The sequence below is a fragment of the Methylotuvimicrobium sp. KM1 genome, assembly GCF_044788715.1.
In the GTDB taxonomy this organism is placed as follows: Bacteria; Pseudomonadota; Gammaproteobacteria; order Methylococcales; family Methylomonadaceae; genus Methylotuvimicrobium.
Genome location: NZ_CP173170.1, coordinates 3855955 through 3874670 on the forward strand (window position 1 = coordinate 3855955; position 18716 = coordinate 3874670).

The following is an 18716-nucleotide window of genomic DNA, read 5'->3' on the forward strand; positions in this document are numbered from 1 at the left end:
CCCGCAACCTTAATGCACGCTTAACCAAGAATGCAATGCGCTCAATAACATTCTGCTTACCGGTTCACTAATTTGCACTTCTACTTCGAGCGATCGAATCGGCTCGCACGGGAATTGAGCGCACCAATATGGACAAAAATTAAATTGGCACGCATCACTTTGGACAACCAAGCCACATATCGATCCCTGCTCTGCGTCACGGCCATTAAGTTAAATTGTCATGTGACTAAAGATCGGAACCTTCCTTGTTCCCACCGCTTCAGCGTGGGGATACATACCGATCTTACTACGGCAGCTAAGGCATGGGGCTCCACGGAGAACCGTGGAAACCAAAAATAGTCGGGAAGTTATTTGTTGCGAAGCCTTAAATCGAGACCAAAACTTCATGTGTAAAGAGTGTATTATTGATCATGTCCAATCTTTAATTCTCTAGGACTTTGTTTATCATTCAATTCTGAAATATACCAGGAAAGCACCTCTTCTTTAATCAACTGGCACTTTTTATGCTTATTTTTTCTTAGCCCCCTTTAAGAAACCGAATTTTTATGTCTAGTATTTGGGAAAACTACAACACCGAAAACGCATACGACGAACTGATGCATTCGGAGTTTCAACCACGAGCGGTTAGCTACAATCTATGCCAGTATTTGAATACGCTCAATAAGGAAGATATCGACAAACGTAAAACCGCCGCCGAACTGGCAATCATGGAAATGGGAATCACCTTTACCGTCTATAGCGACGAAGGCAATATCGATAGGGCTTGGCCTTTCGATATCATTCCTAGGATCATCGATGCAAAAGAATGGCACATCATCGAACGAGGTCTTAAACAGCGATTATCTGCGCTCAATTACTTTATCAGCGATGTCTATGATAAACAGTCCTTTATCAAGGAAGGCCTGATTCCCGGCGACATCATCAACAGCTCTAAAAACTTTCGTAAGGAATGCATCGGAATGAAGCCTAGACACAACGTTTGGGCCAACATTTGCGGCACCGATTTGGTGCGCGACCGAGACGGCATGATGTATGTTTTGGAAGACAACCTCAGAGTGCCCTCGGGTGTTTCCTACATGCTGGAAAACCGCGTCATTACTAAGCGCGTTTTTCCGGAATTATTGCAAGACATTAATATTCTGCCGATCGACGACTATCCGACACAACTACTTGAAATGTTATCGTCGATTGCACCGAATCAAAACGGACGTCCTCAAATCGCGGTATTAACACCCGGCATCTATAATTCGGCTTATTTCGAACACGCCTATTTGGCCCAACAAATGGGCGCACAATTGGTCGAAGGCTGCGATCTGATGGTCGACGATGACGATTGCGTTTACATGCGCACGATTGAAGGACCGGAAAAAGTCGATGTGATTTACCGACGTATCGACGACGATTTTCTTGATCCGGAAGTGTTCCGCAAGGATTCGGTATTGGGCGTACCTGGCCTAATGCGCGCATGGCAAGCCGGTAATGTGGCACTTGCCAATGCACCGGGAGCCGGCGTTGCCGACGACAAGGTCGTCTATGCCTATGTACCGGAAATGATACGCTATTACCTGAATGAAGAACCGATTTTGCCCAATGTCGAAACCTATCTCTGCAGTCACAGCGAACATCTCGATTATGTGCTCGCGCACCTGGCCGAACTCGTCGTCAAACCTGCTAACGAATCCGGCGGTTACGGCATGCTGGTCGGGCCTCATTCAACCGCAAAGGAAGTCGAGGCCTTTAGAAAGGTCATTCTCAAAAACCCTCGCAATTATATCGCCCAACCCACGCTAGCTATTTCGACTTCGCCGACTTTATGTAAGGATATTTTAGAGCCTCGCCATATCGATTTACGCCCGTTCATACTGCAAGGCGAAAAAACCTTTGTCACCGCGGGAGGACTCACCCGCGTCGCGCTCAAAAAAGGCTCGCTGGTCGTCAACTCCTCTCAAGGCGGCGGCAGTAAGGATACATGGATTATCAACCGGGAGAACGACTAATGCTGTCACGCTCCGCCGAACGCCTCTATTGGCTCGCCCGTTATCTGGAACGCACCGAAAATCTTGCTCGCCTAGTTAGCGTACACATGAATTTATTAATGGACCTGCCCAAAGGGGTCGAGATGGGCTGGCAACAATTGATCCATATCAATGGTTGTCAGGAGGCCTTTCATGAACATTACAAACTGGCTCAAGAGCGTAATGTTACACGCTTCCTATTAACGGATCCCGGCCATCGAAATTCCCTTTTTTCATGCTTAAGCCTTGCCCGCGAAAATATTCGTACGACACGCGAGCTATTGCCCGACGAAGCTTGGGAACAAGTCAACGAGCTTTACCTATATACTAAAAAACATCTGGATTCTGTATCGAGCCGGCGCATGAGGGTTTTATTTTTGAATGAAATCCTCGAAGGCTGCCAGCGTTTTACCGGTCTGCTATCCGGCTATATGAGCCACGACCATCCTTACCATTTCATTTTGCTCGGCAGAAACATCGAACGAGCCGACATGACTAGCCGGATATTGGACTTGAGTTCGTTATTACTGTCGGAATCGCGCAGCGATGAAATGCGTCAATATGAAAGCCTGCTGTGGATGAATGTGTTGCAGTCCTTGAATGCGCTATTAATGTATCGACGCCATGTGCGCAGCCGAATAAAAGGCGACGACGTGTTAAATTACCTGATATTGGATAGCGCGCTGCCCCGCTCGATTAATTGCTGCCTTTACGAAATGGCCGATGCCATCGGTAAGTTGCCTAATCACGATAAACTGCCCGAAGATGTCGTCGACCTGAAAGACTTTGTGCTATCGATCGACACGCGGCAAACCACCCAATTGCAATTACGCAATATCCTCGATCAATTACAAACGAAATTGGCCTTTTTACACGAACGTATCGCGAACAATTGGTTTTTAGCACATTCTGTCGATGATGCCGTCATTCAACAAGAACAAAAAGCCAGTTGAGCCGGAAACCTTTTGGCTAGCGTTCATGAATCCAGTGTATCACCACGGAAAATGAAAGTGTGCGGGCGCGCGGTCACTCGCCCGACAGCCCCCCGGTGCCGAATTTTGGTCTACGATGAATATAACTTTTACGCTTCATGATCTTCATGGTGAAATGCTTTTTTCTAGGTTATACCTTTCGCACTTCAAATTTCGGCAGTGCCTGAGGAGGTGCCTGGGTGTCCGATAAAGGCTTTGCCAGCATGGAGCTGGCATAGAGCCTACAGGGATGTATTCACGGCGTCCTTTAGCGGACACCCAGGCGCCGAATTTTGATCTACGATGGGTATACATATGCATTTTTATGACGAGCTTGCCGGTTCTTTCACTCCCCACTGTTATACCTTTCGCACTTCAAATTTCGGTAGTGCCTAAGGAGGCGCCGGGGTGCGCGGCAAAGGCTTTGCCAGCATGGAGCTGGCATAGAGCCTACATGGATGTATTTACCCAGCACCTAAATTATCCCAGATAGTTAACCATAGCCAATGGACTATGGAATTTAGGTGCTGGGTTTACGGCGTCCTTTAGCGGACACCCAGGCGCCGAATTTTGATCTACGAAGGGTATAATTATCACATCCTTAAATCCTTGACGACCCTAACGACTTCACTATCGCCGTGAATGGGCTCGATCGTAAAGCCGAGTTTCTTAACCAACGACAACATCGGTTTGTTAATTGCCAGCACCTCGCCTTCAAAAAAGGATATCCCTTTATATTTTGCAGCTTGCATCAGCGTCTTCATGATCCTCGAACCTATCCCCATACCATGGCACTCATCGGAGACCACGACTGCAAACTCGACCGAATGCCCATCCGGATTAGCCATGTAACGGCCGACACCTAACTCATTAGGCTTTCCGTCTTGTTCTTCGGTCACGGCTATAAACGCCATTTCACGGTCATAATCGATTTGCGTAAAACGAACCACCATATCCGGCGTTAACTCTTGCAAGGCCTGCATAAACCGAAAATATTTCGAACGCTCCGATAGCTTATGCACAAAATCCTTCTCCATCTCGGCGTCCTCGGGACGAATCGGGCGAATACAAATATTCATACCGTTCGGCAATTGGTAATGCTGAATCATCTCGTGCGGATAGGGATGAATCGTCATATGGCTATAGGGACTCAACTGATGCGAAACACAGGCCTTGATCCGCGCATCGACCGCCATCACCCCTCTGTCGTCGACAATCAATGGATTGATATCGAGCTCCACTATTTCCGGTAATTCGCTGACCATGCTCGACACATTCAACAAAGCATTGACCAACGCTTTCATGTTGACCGGCGGCAATTGACGGAACGCTTGAAGATACTTAGCCGCCTTGGTCTTGGCAATCATTTTCTCGACCATATATTCGTTCAACGGCGGCAAGCCTACGGCTTTATCGTGTAGAATCTCAACCATCGTTCCGCCTAATCCGAAACTGATCGCAGGCCCGAAAACCGGATCGCGAATGACACCGATCATAAGTTCGCGCCCATTGAAAGACTTATGCATCGGCTCGACCGTCATCATCACCCTGTCGATCTCGGGATATTTTTGCTTGATCAGATTCTCCATTTCCTGAAAATGATGCGAAATATCCTTGGCACTCGAGATATTCAGCCGAACGCCGCCAATATCGGATTTATGGCTGAACTCGAACATATTGACTTTCAAGACGACCGGAAAACCCATCGTCTCAGCCGCGATCATCGCATCCTTTGGACTGTCGACTTTAATCGTCTGCGAAACCGGAATCCGGAAAGCGGCTAGGATCGCTTTGGATTCCTGAGTCGTTAGAACTTCGCGGCTCTCGGCTAATACCCGCTCGATAATCAAGCGGGCGCCGTCGATATCGGGCGTCGCCAACTCGTTTTCCGCGCTGGGTATCTGTTTGAGAAGAATTTGGTTTTGTGTATATTGCGCCAGAAACGAAAATGCATCGACAGCGACTTCGGGCGTACCGAAGTGGGCCACCGTGCTATTGTCAAACAAGGCCCGCCCTTCTTCGACGCGCTTGCCACCGGTCCAGGAAGCCAACACCGGTTTCCGGGTCATTTTGGCCGCTTCAATAACCAGTTCTGCGACCTGTGTCGGATTGGTCATCGCCTGCGGCGTCAAGATACAGAGCACACCGTCGACATTATCGTCTTTCAAGCAGATATCCAGAGCTTGTTTATAGCGTTCCGGCGTTGCATCGCCGAGTATATCGATCGGGTTGGCATGAGACCATTGTACCGGCAGCACTTTATTCAACTCATCGAGACTGCCCGCACTCAAACCGGCCATCGCCACGCCGGTCTCCTCTGCACGGTCGGTACTCATAACCCCGGGGCCTCCGGCGTTGGTAATAATCGCCAGACGGTTCTGTTTGACGACATAATTATTGGCCAGTACCCGCGCCGCCGAAAAAAGCTGTGCGATACTGTATGCCCTCACCACGCCGGCCCGCTCGATCGCCGCATCGAATACATCGTCACCGCCGACCATCGCGCCGGTATGCGACATTGCCGCCTTACTGCCGCTTTCATGGCGCCCCGATTTAATCAAAATCACCGGTTTTAGGCGAGCCGCCGCCTTCAAGCCGCTCAAAAAACGCCGTGCATCGCGGATACCTTCTACATACATCAGGATCCCGGTCGTCTTGCTATCGAGCGCTAAATAATCCAATACTTCGCCAAAATCGACATCGGCAGCTCCCCCCATCGAGACAACCGTTGAAAAGCCGATATCCTGCGACTGCGCCCAATCCAAAATAGCAGTGCAAACCGCTCCCGACTGCGAGAGCAGCGCTAGACTACCGTCTTTGATCATTCCGCTGCCGAAGGTCGCATTCAAATGCCCGCTTGGACGAATAATGCCGAGACAGTTAGGACCGACGATGCGTATACCGTAGCGATGGGCAATATCTAGCACTTCTTGTTGTAAACGCTTGCCTTCACTACCCAATTCGCCAAAACCCGCAGTAATAATCACCACCGAATCCACGCCTTTCTCCCCGCACTGCCTTACAATATCCGGAACAGTCACTGCGGGCGTAGCAATAATGGCCAGCTCAATTTTGTCGGGGATCGCATCGATATTGGGGTAGGCTTTCAATCCTGAAATTTGCTTCCGTTTATTATTGACTGGATACAGACCACCTTTAAAGCCTGCTTCCTGCATATTGACCAATATCCGATGACCGACACTTTCAATGCGTTCCGAAGCGCCGATGACGGCAACGGTTTTAGGCGTAAAAAATCGACTGAGATAATGAGGACCCATGATTGCTCCGTAATAGCATGAGGGATTGGAATGCAGGGTTTAAGACCGCAACAGCTTTCAACGGTATCTTGAAATTCGAAGTTTTATGAAGAATAAGGCAGATCGCCTATTCACTGCTAACAGCCATTAAAACTCTAAACAATTACCATTATTGGTTATTAACATTAACCATTACTCGGTAACAATATTCCGTGGAGTCCTTAGTGCATTGAATCTGGGATAAAATACCTTTTTCGATCAAACCCTCTAAAGATTGCTCGATAACCAATCGTTCGAAGCTACAAAAACAGCCATAAATAAAACGTTTCGGACAGTCGGGGCAATCTTGTTCATTTTCAAAAAGCGGCCGAATATGCTCATGCCAAGCATCGATAGCTTTTAATATTGAAAGCTCGGTTTTGGATAAGTCTTCTTTCATTTTATTTCTCCGACCGCTAATGAATATCGCTCTATCTTACCAAGTAACCGACTTACTCACCCAGCACAAAAACCATTGAATAAAAACAAAAATAGTATCCGACTTTTTAAGACGCGCAAAGATTAATTAATCCCATACTTTCAATAGAGCCTCGACTTGAAGATATGAAGCGCCTTTAACAATGTGAAGACGGGGGGCAACCATCAAATTTACCTGTATCCAATGGCTATCAACAACAGAAACAATTTACTCTTTTTTGATCGAAAAACCGGCTAGGGATAAAAGGGATGAACTGTATCTTGCGAGGATCAATCCTGAAGACCACCAATTTCCGTGAAAGGTTGATGAAAGGAAGTATCGATACAATACCATCGAACCAAAAAAAACAAATTTCAAGTCATTTTCGAATTTTAAGATTTAAAGCAGTCCGAAAAATCGATATGTATTTTGATTAACTAATTTTTTACGGTAAAGCAGACATGACATTATCGACCAATATAAAAATCGCAATTATTATGTCCGCATTGGCGGCTATCCTGATCATGCCCGGAACCGCTTTTTGGTTACTGGAATCGCTTGTTATAGGCTTATTTGAAGTGCTTGAATTAGCATTGGATGAAATTGTCGAGCATCTTTTTCATACCAGCCGGCACACGACTCAGGTTATCGTTTTTTACATCATGTGGGGTCTGTTTATTGGCGCCGCTTATTGGTTCTATCATTATTCAAAACAATTATATTTCAACATCAAAGCTGAATTCCCGGATTGGTTGTTTAAAACCCGCGAACAGGCAACATTAAATTGGAAGGTATTGCCGTTTAGTAAAAAAATCAAAATGATTTCCGGTTGCTCGCTCGGCGCGGCATTTGTCGCCGTAATCGTTTTATAAATTCTCCCGATTCAAAAAGGCTTTAGTTAAAACGCCATACCCGCTACCTAAAGCCAGGGAATAAAAGCTTGGTCCCGTCGATGACACTTAAATATATGCGACACTCCCATTTGCAAGCCAAATTTCGGCACTGGGGAACGCGTCAAACGACCATGCTTAGGCTTGAACCCTCGCCAAAATGGATTGCCACGGAGAACGGACATTCGGATTTTGCATGAGCAATAATTCGCCGAACACCCCGGCGTCTTTATATACCAATACCGAAATTTGACGTACGAAAAATATAAACTGATGAAGGGGAACATTCCATCAGATTAAGTTCTTGCCGATAGGAAGCAATTTCCCCCTAATGCTTCCGTGCTTTGAGAGTTGGAAAATAGGATTTTCCAACTCTTTTTTTTGCCTTTCGCCTTGTGAAGGTCAACGGTAAGGAATATGTGCAAAATCACTTCCCAAAACACTAAGCTTTCTGGAGTTTCGGTGACTCATTTGACAGGAAGCTGCAACCCCAGATCCTTCCTATCGAGCAACTGCACCCTTTTATGACCGTGCGCGTTTATAGAAACCTTTACGATCCCGAACGAAATCTAAAGCGGACCAAACCCAATAATCCTGTCAGAAAAAACCAAAACCCAGCCGGCAAAGGCACAGGAGTGAAAGAAGATACGCGCCAAGCTAGTGCAAAATCCCAGTTAAAATCCTCATCGTCCACTGCAACTACCCTCAACTCATAGTCCCGTCCACCGTCCAGAACGACCCACAAATTCTCTGTATTATCAATAGCGCTGGTTGAGCTTGCAAAGAGATCCTCGTTGCCGTCGGTTACATCATATATAAACAAATCCAGATTATGGAGTTTGGCAGAGGGATTAAAACCGGGACTACGGTTATCCCCGATATCGATATTCCAAACCAACGATACCGACAGTTGCATTCCGTCGACCGCGGTCGTTGCAAAAGAGTAAGAAGCGACGTCGTTACTACCCTGTGCGCCGCCAAAACTCGTATCGTAATCCCAGCCAAGCCAATTGACGGCTGCAGATCCTTGGTCTTGCATGCTACTTTGTTGGCCGGCATCCATAATTTGATAATTATTGTAGACATTCAGTTGGCCTGCTCCGAATCGCACATCGAGACCATTTTGGGCTTGGTTTATCGCGTCGGCGCGATAGTCTGTAATCTGCGCTATCGTATGAAAATTTTGGGTCGCTCGGTCGGCACCGGCCATCATGATCGCTTTGATAACTTCCGAACGTTCGCCGTTATAGATCGTGTCTCCATTGCTGATCACGGCAGCCGGTCCCTCCGCGATGGTTTGCGCTTGTTCGATTAGCATCGCAGCAGCCCCGGAAACCGCGGCGGTCGCACTGCTCGTCGTACCAAAAGGAACCACCAGATCGTGTCCCGACCTATCCGATGCATAAACCGAATCCAGCGCCATAGTGCCTTTTTCATGCTGACCGTCGGTACGACCGACCGCAATCACATTAAAGGCATTACTGATCAGAGGCTTTTGAACCGATCCGTTATTTACACCGACAACTTGAATAAATTCATCTTCGTCGACCAGCCAATCGATGCGGTGCAAAATATCCAAAACATCATGCGTATTAACCAACTCTCCGACCCAGCTATGATTAGCAATACGGCTACCGCTAACGGATGGAACAAGAATTGAGCCTGCACTCAAAAATCCACTCTGCAGCCAGTTGCTTGCCGAATAAATGTCGACCTCAATGATACCCGGAGCCATAGAACCGGTATTTCCATAGAACAACTGCGCAACGCCTGTCGCATGCGAAGACAGACCATTCGAGGGAGGAACCGATTGATCTACTATTATTTTCCCTGTGAACTGAGTACTAACCGTATTCGGCATCCAGAAGCCGACATTGAAATCGGTTGCGCCTACGGCGGCCTCAACTTGTGTGACTTTAATGCCGGCACCATCGGGAGTGTTCATTCTCAATTCCGATAGCAATTGGTTATAACCAATATCGTCACGATAATCGGCTTGAGCTTGGACCGTTAATAAGAAAAAAGGAAGAACCCAAAATTTCAGCTTTTTCATTTTGCTACCGATCATTAAAAAGAGGAATGTTCATTGCTGCAATTTCCAGTTCGAGCAGTTTCGACGATCCTAGGGTGTGCTGTCGAGGAACGCTACAAAACTCATAGCACCAGGAAGTTATTTTTCACGAAATCCAAAGTGCCCCTATCAAGACCTTACCTCGCTTGCATACGGTAGAGAGATAGACCAATATTAGCCTGTTGAACAAAATGTTTGAACGCCTTGAGATCATCCTCGGTCAATTCGAGATTGCTGTAGGCTCGATCGCAATAAATTAGGCCGATAGGTTTGTCGCCTGAACAAACAGCCATCAATAAACAAGATTGTATACCGATCGTCTTAACATCGCTTGCGCTATACAAATATTTGTTTTCTTTCGGGTTTATCCAATAACCCTCGTGATTGGCAATCGCTTGAAAAAACAAATTAGGCGGAGACTTACTAAGCTCAAAGCGAATCTTTTGTAAATAACTATCCTTACGCCAACCCAAAGCCACTTTCTCCAACAATGCATTTTTATCTTTTGTTAAAAGAGCGAAAATGGTCCGATCCATGCCGATTCCACGTTGAATACCCTCCAATACGGTTTCAAGCAACAGATTGATATCGATTCTTCCGCTTAATATTGCGGTAATATCTTGCAAAATTTGAAATTGCAAGACTTTTCGATCCACATTTTGCGCCGATGCATTCGATTCGGAATTTTGCCGAACATTATGTTGAATTAAATTCGAAGCCTCCGTTGCGCCGAAATGGCAAGCAATGTTTGCCGCAATGTCGGTATTTTTACGGAGACCCGCCTCAATCGCTTCTTTCGATTGGCCTGTCATGGTCTCGATTTTTTCGACACAGGCGTAATAACTTTGGGTACCGACTCCTTCTCGTAACGCTTCGACGACTTCGCAGCCGACGCGAACGAATTTAACACGCGGATCAACGTCTCTGGTACTTTTTTTAATAGCCGCTTCGATCAAACCTTTTAAATTCCAAGTTTTGCACAATGAAATATCCAAATCAGCCAGTTTGAAACCCAGCACTTGCTTTTCGGCCGCTTCGTTGCTTAGGCCATTTTTCAGCAAAGCCTGAATTCTATCGCCCTGTGCTCCGCAAAAACACCAAAAGGCGATGCTTCCGATATTTTTGAGCAACGCTGCGATAAAAACTTCTTCGGGCGAAGGATCTTTCGCTGCGATCGCCAAAGCCTTGGCCTGAACTGCCGCATGAATAGCTTTGGCGATTTCTTCATTGGCGCGTTGCCTGTTATTCGGCAACAAAATCGCTTCAAAAAGCGAGCAAGCCAGCGTCAGCTCTCGAATGACCTCGATACCGAGAATCACAATGGCCCGAGATACGGTCACCATCTGTTTTCGCGAAGGGTTGTAATAGATACTATTACTTAGCTTTAATAGCTTTGCGGTTAGATTAGGATCTTGAAGTATCACAGGAGCCAGTTCCATCGCGCCTTTCTTTTCGTCCTCTAAAATATAGTTGATACTCTGCACGGTATCGGAAAATACCGGCATTTCCCGATCGCGCAATACTGATGTCCAATCCTCAAGCGACCGAGGCTCACCTTTAATTTCAGCGCCCTGTATTTTCATGCTTAGCTATGTTGTAATTATTCTTTAACTATTAAAGCGCGCAATCAGAATATGGCGCGGCTGCTCGACAGACAGTCATTTTCGCCAAGCACATACATCCCGCACTCTTTTTTAGCTTCAAATTGGGAATTGCTAACCGAACCGGCTACTAAACTCATAGATCAAGGAAATTTTTTATCACGAAATGCTTAGCTCAATCACCGCTGAAGCTTAGTGCTCACCCCCTGTATTTAAAACAAGTTAGAACTTTGGCTATTCCTTGAAACAGGGGATATTATTTAAATAACCTCCCCTATCCTCTCTTTTTGGAAGAAAGCACTGAATACTTGCCCGCTGACAACCTATCATTAGCAAATATTTTTCCCTTTCCTACGCCGTTGTTTAACATGAAAAAACAAATAGCTCCCGATAATTGCCGCTAAAACAAATACTACGATATTCGCTTGCATGACATATGACACGACTACCTTCCCGTAATGATAGTACAGCGAGAAGAATACAACCGTCGAAATCGTGCAAGCTAATAAGTCCGCCAATGCAAACTTGATAAAACTCATCTTACCTAGCCCCGCGCACAAAAACAGCCCGTTTCTAACCCCAAAAGGAATAAAGCGCCCTAATATCAGCGTTGCAATACCGTGACTTTCGTAATAGGCATGAATCTTTTCGACCCTTTTTGGAGGCACCATTTTAGCAAAAAAACGAATATGTACGATTTTAGGCCCGACAATTCGCCCCAAACTATAGCAGATCAAATCCGAACCGTAAGCACCTAGATAGACTGCGGCAAATAAATAAGGCAATTGATCCGGATACTGCCTTGCCAATACCCCCGAAATAAACAGCATTGCATCCTCGGATACCGGAATATTGAGACCCGCCAACAACAGCGATCCGAAAATAATAAAATGAGCGTGTTCAATATGAGCTTGGATGAGAGCTATCAGCGTTTCCATGAATTAATCAAGTATAAATATGTTTAAAATTTATTTGCCTCGTCATGGCAGAGCCATGCAGAGTGTTTTAAAATCGGTTTGTCGATCACTCACTTCTGAAACAAGCATGACACCACCCCAACTCAACAGCATACTGGAATATCACCAACGAACCAAACACCATTTGGACCGTTATGCCAAAGGCCCAAACGGACTCGATTGGGCCGATCAACCGGACCCGTTCAGACGTTTCGAAGGCAGCGAACGATTTCAACTGCCTTTACCCAAAAACACCCCCTCACCAACCTATAACGAGCTTCGAAACCCCGATCTAATAACAGCACAGCCATTCAACCGAAATAACCTGGGTCTTATGATGGCATTGAGCTTCGGACTTTCCGCCTGGAAACAATACGGCGAGGATCGTTGGGCTCTGCGCTGCAACCCGTCCAGCGGTAATCTCCATCCGACCGAAGCCTATCTAATCAATACAGTGGACACAGACCTTCCGCCCGGTGTTTATCATTATTTGAGTCACGACCATGTCTTGGAAATGCGCGGTAATTGGCGTCAGACGCCGGCATTTAGCGGGATATTGATCGGTTTGAGCTCTATCCATTGGCGGGAAGCCTGGAAATACGGCGAACGCGCATTTCGCTATTGCCAACATGACATCGGCCATGCACTAGGCGCGTTGCGCTATGCAGCCGCCACTCTGGGTTGGTCGGTCGAACTGCTGGCCGAATGCGGCGACGAAGCGATTGCGCGACTATTAGGTCTGGACCGCCACGATGAGTTCATTGCAGAGGAAAACGAAGCCCCCGACTTATTATGCCGAATTCACGCCGGCTCTCAGATATCTCCGGACGAATCGGTTAGTCGCTACCTAGCTGAACTTAGCATCGACAATTGGTTTGGCAAGGCCAATCGCTTGAGCCGTTACCACCATTTTCATTGGCCGTTAATCGATTCAGCAGCGCAAGCTGCTGCCAAACCCGTCACAGAAGAAAACCACCGGCATCCGGCGATGGCCGTATCGCCCCAATTAACAAACGCTTCCACAAGCGCGTTCGAAATCATTCGGCAGCGGCGTAGCGCTCAACATTTCGACGGTCAAACTCCGATCGAGCTAAATCATTTTTATCGCATTTTGCAAGTCACGATGCCTGAAAACCTAATCCCCTTCGACCTTTGGCGTTGGCCTGCGAAAATTCATTTATTTTTATTCGTGCATCGCGTCGAAGGCTTGCAACCGGGTCTCTACGCCCTACCGCGGAATCAGGCAAGCCTTGAAATACTGAAGGAAAGCACTCGCCCCGAATTTACTTGGCAAAAGGTCGAAAGCGCGCCTGAAACATTAAAACTGTACAACTTACTCAACGCCGATTGCCGTCGCGCAGCCAAAACGCTATCGTGCCATCAAGATATCGCCGCCGATAGCGCCTTCAGTTTAGCGATGGTCGCAGAGTTCGGCGATGAATTGGCAAAAGAACCGTGGCAATATCGCCGTCGATTTTGGGAAAGCGGCTTGGTCGGCCAAGCATTATATCTTGAAGCCGAAGCCATAGGAATGCGCGGAACCGGCATCGGCTGCTTTTTTGATGAAGCGGTACACGAGGTTCTGGGAATAAACGACACCGGCCTACAAAGCATTTATCATTTTACGATCGGCAAGCCATTAGAAGACAGCAGACTTCAAACGCTGGCGCCGTATTTTCATCTACACAATGAACCACGTTAAGCTTTTTGAAGAGCAAAGCTCAAGCAGTAACCTTTCAAGCATTTGCGGATAAACCGACAATGAAACGTAGCCATTTAAATTTCATCATCGATATAGCAGCCTTCGCGGGTTTTGTTTTTCTCACCACGACCGGGGTGCTGCTACGCTATCTGTTACCGCCCGGTAGCGGGCGTTTCGCGACAATTTGGGGGATTGACCGTCATCAATGGGGAACCGTTCATTTCTGGGTATCGGTACTTTTTTTCGCGATATTGGCGTTACACTTATTACTGCATTGGCGTTGGGTTGTCGGCTTCATTTCGGGACGTGTTACGGAAGGGTCGGGACTGCGCTTAGGACTGGGCCTAGTCGGCGTACTGACTTTGATCGCTTTCGCCGCTGCGCCGCTAGTCGCACCGATTGAAATATCGGGAGCATCCGGCAAACAAATACGTGCATGGAATAACGGACCTCTAACAATACGAGGCAGCATGACTTTAACAGAGACAGCGGAGACAGCTGGCGTACCGATCGAATATATACTTGAAAGCCTTAATTTACCCGAAACAACGAACAAAACGTCAAAACTAGGTCCATTAAGCAGACAATACAACTTCACGATCAGCGATGTTAGAAAAGCCGTAATCGACTATAGAGAATAAAAAAGGCTCTATATCGGAATAGTTGCCCCCAAAAACATTTTTTCTATTCATGAGCAAATATCTGGCGTTTAATCGAAATCGCACCGCGTATTTCGCCGACACTATAATTTATTGCGTCGTCATTCGGGTATTCATGCGCCAATATCGTTTTAACCCCATCAGGTATATCTTCCGCTTTACCATGACATTGCAAACACATCGGCTGAGTCGGTATGGCTTTCAGGTAACGAAACCAAAGCCCATCCACTTCATCTACGATTGCGGACATTTCGAGCTCGTCGGTAGGTTCTCCAGACAAGTGATGCCTATCAAAACCTTCCAACTCCCGCCGCTCCCAGGTATCAGGAACTCCCATCGATTTGTTGCGCGATTTAAGCGATACCCGTTTCACAATCCACCCGTCTTTCGAATAATCGGCTGCCATTGCCGGCGCAATTTGTTTACAAACAATGAACGCGTTTTCCTTGTCGGCTGTTTCCAGTAAGGATTTCAGCTTTCTACCCAGCGACTGCATGAACTCATGGGCTGTTGCACGACTTTGTTCCAGATAATGAATTTGCTCTTTTGGGCTGTCGGCAAAGACACATGTCGAAGAAGCCGAAGCGATTAAAATCAAAAGACTTTTAGTCATGAATTTTGGCATTTTATGCTCCTGATATGGAAAAGTTGAATAAGGCTGACATGACTTTAAGCCCCTCAATTCGCCCTTTGACAAGAGGGGGCCATTACGAAAAGAATAAAAATATCGTAATAACCTGAACTATCAAGACAACAAAAATTCGAGATAAGCCATCTAATCCGTATCATCTTCATATCCCAATAATAAGCCTAAAACAACGCAGAGAATAAATAATATTTATAAATCAAAGATTTAAAATTATGAGACTTATTTAATAAGCTATGTGAGCTGAATTGATCAGCGCTATCCAACGAGCCGGTTATGGAAAGTTCCAGTCGAAATATTATAATAGATTTACACAATCCCTTTATAATGTCTAACGCGCATTCCTTTCCCGCTACTTTACTCCCTTTATACTCAAAAAATGGCTACCTTTGTGAAGTTATGGGGTGTGGCTGCCGACATCCCTGGCGTTCGAGCGCTGCCGTCAAGCCTCCATGGATGGGTTTACCGCCCAGCATCTAAATTATCCCAGCTAATTAATCATAGCCAATGGGCTATGGAATTTAGGTGCCGGGTGAACGGCGGTCCTCGATAGACATATCCCATACCTTTTATTCCTAGACGGTCTTGCGATCAAAAGGGAGTAGCGACAACCTAATTCAGTTTGTTTCCGCTGCGGGCAAACGCGTTCGCAAATAAAAAGAGACATAAATATGCCGACCGCCATCCTGAACGACTACTTGCGCCGTGCGATTGAGCGTAAAGATTACCAAGCCGTTCGTCAATTTCTAGAAGAGTTTCAAGCTGTCGACCTGGCCGAACTGCTGCAAACCGTTCCGGTCGATGGTGCACGCGAACTTTTGATGTACTTACCGGTTGTGCAACGTGCGTCGGTTTTCGGGCATTTACCGGTCGACTGGCAATCACAATTAACCACCGCAATGACCGATAAGGAAGTATCGCAGTTGCTACGTCATCTCGACGCCGACGAAGGTGCCGATTTGCTCCATGTTTTGCCTGAACACCGTCACGATCGCGTACTGCGTAAGATCGCTCATGCCGAACGCGAAGCACTCAGACGCCTAGCGAGTTACGAAGAAGGCACAGCCGGCGCGATCATGACCAGCGATTATATGACCGTACCTGCCAAAATCACAGTCGGCGAAGCACTCGACGTTATTCGCAAAAGCGCTCCTAGCGCCGAATTGATATACCAAATATATACCGTCGACGCTCAATATCGTTTAATCGGCACGTTATCGTTACGCGAACTGATCATGAACAAACCGGAAGCGCAAATTAAGGATGTCATAACTACCGACATGGTCAAAACAAAGCTATCCGCCAAGCAAGAAGATGCCGCTAAATTAATCAGTCGTTACGATTTACTAAGCTTGCCGGTCGTCGACGATGACGAGCGTTTGGTCGGCATCATTACCTATGACGATGCAATGGACGTTGCCGAGGCAGAGGCAACCGAAGACATGCACAGAGGCGCAACGATCGGCCCATTGGCCGGCAACTTTCGCGATGCGAGGTTATTTACGCTTTACCGCAAGCGCATTCTCTGGTTACTGCTCTTGGTCTTCGGTAATTTAATTTCCGGTGCTGGAATCGCTTATTACGAAGATACGATTGCCGCTTATGTCGTACTGGTATTCTTTTTACCGCTACTCATCGGCAGCGGCGGCAACGCCGGATCGCAAGCCGCGACACTGGTCGTGCGCGGCATTGCCACCGGCGATGTCGCAATCAGCGACTGGGGAAAATTGCTACTGAAAGAAATCGCCGTTGCAAGCGGATTGGGCCTAACCATGGCCGCTACCGTTTCATTGCTCGGCGTTTATCGGGGCGGCTTCGACATTGCCTGGGTGGTCGCACTGAGCATGATCTGTATCGTAATGATCGGAAGCCTGGTGGGGCTCTGTCTGCCTTTTATCTTGAACCGATTGGGCTGGGATCCTGCCACCGCTAGCGCGCCCTTAGTCACGACGATCGCCGACGCCTCCGGCGTGCTGATTTATTTTTGGATAGCAAATTGGATACTGCATTTGCCGGCGCCTTAATCCATACTTATCAAGCTAAAATAGGCCAATCCACTTCTGCCCTTTTCCAAGCTGCTATTAAAGCATGTAGCCCGTATGCAGCGCAGCGGAATAGGGGAATGGCGCAGCTCCGAGCTTCCCGGATTGCGCTACGCTCCATCCGGGCAACGCTGTTAGGACTCGGCGGAAAAGGTCGACAGTGACGGGGGTGAGATAAAGGATTTCTGGTATAAAGCACGGACGTATTTAACCAGCCCCTAACGGGCACCCCGGTGCCAAATTTCGATCTACGACGGATTATATATTTCAGATGCAATCTTTAAACACTCTAGAACAAGCCCCTTTGGTTAATGTCATTATTGAAACGCCTCGCGGCAGCTTTTTAAAGCGGGGTTCCACTGGAAAGCTGGACTTTATCTCTCCGTTGCCCTGTCCATTCAACTACGGCTCAATTCCGGCTTATATCGGTACGGACAGCGATTTTTTGGATGCGGTCGTGCTGGGACCGCGTCTTCCTTTAGGAGCATCGATTTCAGTTTATGCATGGGGAACCGTTGGAATGATCGATGGAGGCATTTATGAAGATAAACTGATATGCGCTCAGAAACCCATCTCTGTGAGACAACAGCGGCTTATTCTTCTGTTTTTCATGGTTTATGCCAAGGCCAAATATCTGCTGAATTTAATCAAGGGGCGCAAGGGGCACAACAGCTGTGAAGGCTGGCACGATGCTGCAAGCGCACTAGCCAGAGCAATACCCTGTATTCATCAGGGCAAGAATGCAGTTTAAACATTGGACTGGCTGGTTGCTATACCCGTAGATCAAAATTCGGCACCGGGGTGACCGTCAAAGGACGCCGTGAATACGTCCATGTAGGTCCCTCACCTAGCGCTAGGTGAGGGACCGATCACCCTTGAACTTCTTTAAACACTGCCGAAATTGAAGTGCGAAAGGTATAACTCTTGAAGGAACTCTGGCTTTCATCGCTAGTCGTAAGTTACGGAGATAGTAAAACGTCGGTGAGTTTGTTGTGTCATCACGCAGATTCACCGACATTTTTATGCTCCAGGTTTTCGCTATTATTCCTTTCAATCACCTTTTCGGCATTCCCTCGGCTCCGACTCATGTTTAGAATTTACAAACGAACCATTCGTATTGGCACGACAAACGACCCCCAACGGCGACTTGAATATCACGTCGAAGAAAATTCCAATTCTAGCCTCGCCAAAATCCTGGCTATTCCGGCCATGATCGCAGCAGCTGTCGTCGGCGCTCTGGTCTTGTCCGTGTTTTTTGCCGTATTGTTGATCCCGTTGAGTATTGTGGGCTTCAAAGCGTGGCGACTGATCAAAAGCGCTCAGCAAAAATCGGTTCGGCAATCCCAATCCGAGCCCGATAGCATTACCGCTGAATACACCGTTGTTTCTGATGACGATAAGCCGTAAGTTAAATGAACACTAATCGTAACTATTCAGCCCCCGGTAATT

General features: G+C 47.1%; 14 protein-coding genes. 8 read left to right on the forward strand and 6 right to left on the reverse strand.

The window, feature by feature from the left end; genetic code table 11:
- Positions 1 to 545: 545 nt before the first annotated feature.
- Both ACINK7_RS16530 and ACINK7_RS16535 read left to right on the forward strand, forming a co-directional pair.
- Positions 546 to 1997, forward strand: coding sequence for a circularly permuted type 2 ATP-grasp protein (locus ACINK7_RS16530; RefSeq protein WP_404356933.1), 1452 nt, complete (start codon positions 546 to 548; stop codon positions 1995 to 1997).
- The gene (locus tag ACINK7_RS16535; protein WP_404356935.1) at positions 1997 to 2968 is read left to right on the forward strand and encodes an alpha-E domain-containing protein; all 972 of its coding nucleotides are present in this window, start codon (positions 1997 to 1999) and stop codon (positions 2966 to 2968) included. Before ACINK7_RS16530 ends, ACINK7_RS16535 begins: the two co-directional genes overlap by 1 nt.
- Positions 2969 to 3579: 611 nt before the next feature.
- Here the strand turns inward: ACINK7_RS16535 and ACINK7_RS16540 are convergent.
- Both ACINK7_RS16540 and ACINK7_RS16545 read right to left on the reverse strand, forming a co-directional pair.
- Positions 3580 to 6264, reverse strand: a complete 2685-nt coding sequence (locus tag ACINK7_RS16540) for a GNAT family N-acetyltransferase (protein ID WP_404356936.1) — start codon at positions 6262 to 6264, stop codon at positions 3580 to 3582.
- A 148-nt stretch (positions 6265 to 6412) separates the two neighbouring features.
- Positions 6413 to 6682: a hypothetical protein gene (locus ACINK7_RS16545; RefSeq protein ID WP_404356938.1), complete on the reverse strand. Its 270-nt coding sequence runs from the start codon at positions 6680 to 6682 to the stop codon at positions 6413 to 6415.
- 479 nt (positions 6683 to 7161) lie between these two features.
- On the opposite strand from ACINK7_RS16545, the gene ACINK7_RS16550 reads away from it, so the two are divergent.
- A complete protein-coding gene (locus tag ACINK7_RS16550; protein ID WP_404356940.1) occupies positions 7162 to 7572 on the forward strand; it encodes a hypothetical protein in 411 nt (136 codons plus the stop codon).
- A 568-nt stretch (positions 7573 to 8140) separates the two neighbouring features.
- Here the strand turns inward: ACINK7_RS16550 and ACINK7_RS16555 are convergent.
- The 3 genes from ACINK7_RS16555 to ACINK7_RS16565 form a co-directional block, all read right to left on the reverse strand.
- Positions 8141 to 9643 carry a VPLPA-CTERM sorting domain-containing protein gene (locus tag ACINK7_RS16555; protein ID WP_404356941.1) on the reverse strand — a complete coding sequence of 501 codons (1503 nt, stop codon included), beginning with the start codon at positions 9641 to 9643 and terminating at the stop codon, positions 8141 to 8143.
- A gap of 155 nt (positions 9644 to 9798) precedes the next feature.
- Positions 9799 to 11244 carry an HDOD domain-containing protein gene (locus ACINK7_RS16560; RefSeq protein WP_404356943.1) on the reverse strand — a complete coding sequence of 482 codons (1446 nt, stop codon included), beginning with the start codon at positions 11242 to 11244 and terminating at the stop codon, positions 9799 to 9801.
- A 347-nt stretch (positions 11245 to 11591) separates the two neighbouring features.
- Positions 11592 to 12200 (reverse strand): DedA family protein, encoded by a 609-nt coding sequence (locus ACINK7_RS16565; RefSeq protein ID WP_404356945.1) that lies wholly within the window; start codon positions 12198 to 12200, stop codon positions 11592 to 11594.
- Positions 12201 to 12306: 106 nt separating this feature from the next.
- On the opposite strand from ACINK7_RS16565, the gene ACINK7_RS16570 reads away from it, so the two are divergent.
- Together ACINK7_RS16570 and ACINK7_RS16575 are read left to right on the forward strand one after the other, a co-directional pair.
- Positions 12307 to 13920, forward strand: coding sequence for a SagB/ThcOx family dehydrogenase (locus tag ACINK7_RS16570; protein WP_404356947.1), 1614 nt, complete (start codon positions 12307 to 12309; stop codon positions 13918 to 13920).
- A gap of 59 nt (positions 13921 to 13979) precedes the next feature.
- Positions 13980 to 14561 carry a DUF4405 domain-containing protein gene (locus ACINK7_RS16575; protein WP_404356949.1) on the forward strand — a complete coding sequence of 194 codons (582 nt, stop codon included), beginning with the start codon at positions 13980 to 13982 and terminating at the stop codon, positions 14559 to 14561.
- Positions 14562 to 14604: 43 nt separating this feature from the next.
- Here the strand turns inward: ACINK7_RS16575 and ACINK7_RS16580 are convergent, their stop codons facing one another.
- Entirely contained in the window at positions 14605 to 15204 is a 600-nt protein-coding gene (locus tag ACINK7_RS16580) for a DUF3365 domain-containing protein (RefSeq protein ID WP_404356951.1), read from the reverse strand.
- Between the two features lie 692 nt (positions 15205 to 15896).
- Between ACINK7_RS16580 and mgtE the strand changes: the two genes are divergently transcribed.
- The 3 genes from mgtE to ACINK7_RS16595 all read left to right on the forward strand — a co-directional run bounded on the left by mgtE (position 15897) and on the right by ACINK7_RS16595 (position 18674).
- Positions 15897 to 17249: a magnesium transporter gene (mgtE, locus tag ACINK7_RS16585; protein ID WP_404356953.1), complete on the forward strand. Its 1353-nt coding sequence runs from the start codon at positions 15897 to 15899 to the stop codon at positions 17247 to 17249.
- 289 nt (positions 17250 to 17538) lie between these two features.
- Positions 17539 to 18018 carry an inorganic diphosphatase gene (locus ACINK7_RS16590; RefSeq protein ID WP_404356955.1) on the forward strand — a complete coding sequence of 160 codons (480 nt, stop codon included), beginning with the start codon at positions 17539 to 17541 and terminating at the stop codon, positions 18016 to 18018.
- Positions 18019 to 18353: 335 nt separating this feature from the next.
- Positions 18354 to 18674 carry a hypothetical protein gene (locus ACINK7_RS16595; RefSeq protein ID WP_404356957.1) on the forward strand — a complete coding sequence of 107 codons (321 nt, stop codon included), beginning with the start codon at positions 18354 to 18356 and terminating at the stop codon, positions 18672 to 18674.
- Positions 18675 to 18716: the final 42 nt, after the last annotated feature.

What these genes read in the sequence shown, in the direction of transcription:
- ACINK7_RS16580 (WP_404356951.1), bottom strand. Translation starts at nt 15,204, where the DNA reads ATGCCAAAATTCATGACTAAAAGTCTTTTGATTTTAATCGCTTCGGCT.
- ACINK7_RS16565 (WP_404356945.1), bottom strand. Translation starts at nt 12,200, where the DNA reads ATGGAAACGCTGATAGCTCTCATCCAAGCTCATATTGAACACGCTCAT.
- ACINK7_RS16570 (WP_404356947.1), top strand. Translation starts at nt 12,307, where the DNA reads ATGACACCACCCCAACTCAACAGCATACTGGAATATCACCAACGAACC.
- ACINK7_RS16530 (WP_404356933.1), top strand. Translation starts at nt 546, where the DNA reads ATGTCTAGTATTTGGGAAAACTACAACACCGAAAACGCATACGACGAA.
- ACINK7_RS16550 (WP_404356940.1), top strand. Translation starts at nt 7,162, where the DNA reads ATGACATTATCGACCAATATAAAAATCGCAATTATTATGTCCGCATTG.
- mgtE (WP_404356953.1), top strand. Translation starts at nt 15,897, where the DNA reads ATGCCGACCGCCATCCTGAACGACTACTTGCGCCGTGCGATTGAGCGT.
- ACINK7_RS16545 (WP_404356938.1), bottom strand. Translation starts at nt 6,682, where the DNA reads ATGAAAGAAGACTTATCCAAAACCGAGCTTTCAATATTAAAAGCTATC.
- ACINK7_RS16535 (WP_404356935.1), top strand. Translation starts at nt 1,997, where the DNA reads ATGCTGTCACGCTCCGCCGAACGCCTCTATTGGCTCGCCCGTTATCTG.
- ACINK7_RS16575 (WP_404356949.1), top strand. Translation starts at nt 13,980, where the DNA reads ATGAAACGTAGCCATTTAAATTTCATCATCGATATAGCAGCCTTCGCG.
- ACINK7_RS16590 (WP_404356955.1), top strand. Translation starts at nt 17,539, where the DNA reads ATGCAATCTTTAAACACTCTAGAACAAGCCCCTTTGGTTAATGTCATT.
- ACINK7_RS16560 (WP_404356943.1), bottom strand. Translation starts at nt 11,244, where the DNA reads ATGAAAATACAGGGCGCTGAAATTAAAGGTGAGCCTCGGTCGCTTGAG.
- ACINK7_RS16595 (WP_404356957.1), top strand. Translation starts at nt 18,354, where the DNA reads ATGTTTAGAATTTACAAACGAACCATTCGTATTGGCACGACAAACGAC.
- ACINK7_RS16540 (WP_404356936.1), bottom strand. Translation starts at nt 6,264, where the DNA reads ATGGGTCCTCATTATCTCAGTCGATTTTTTACGCCTAAAACCGTTGCC.
- ACINK7_RS16555 (WP_404356941.1), bottom strand. Translation starts at nt 9,643, where the DNA reads ATGAAAAAGCTGAAATTTTGGGTTCTTCCTTTTTTCTTATTAACGGTC.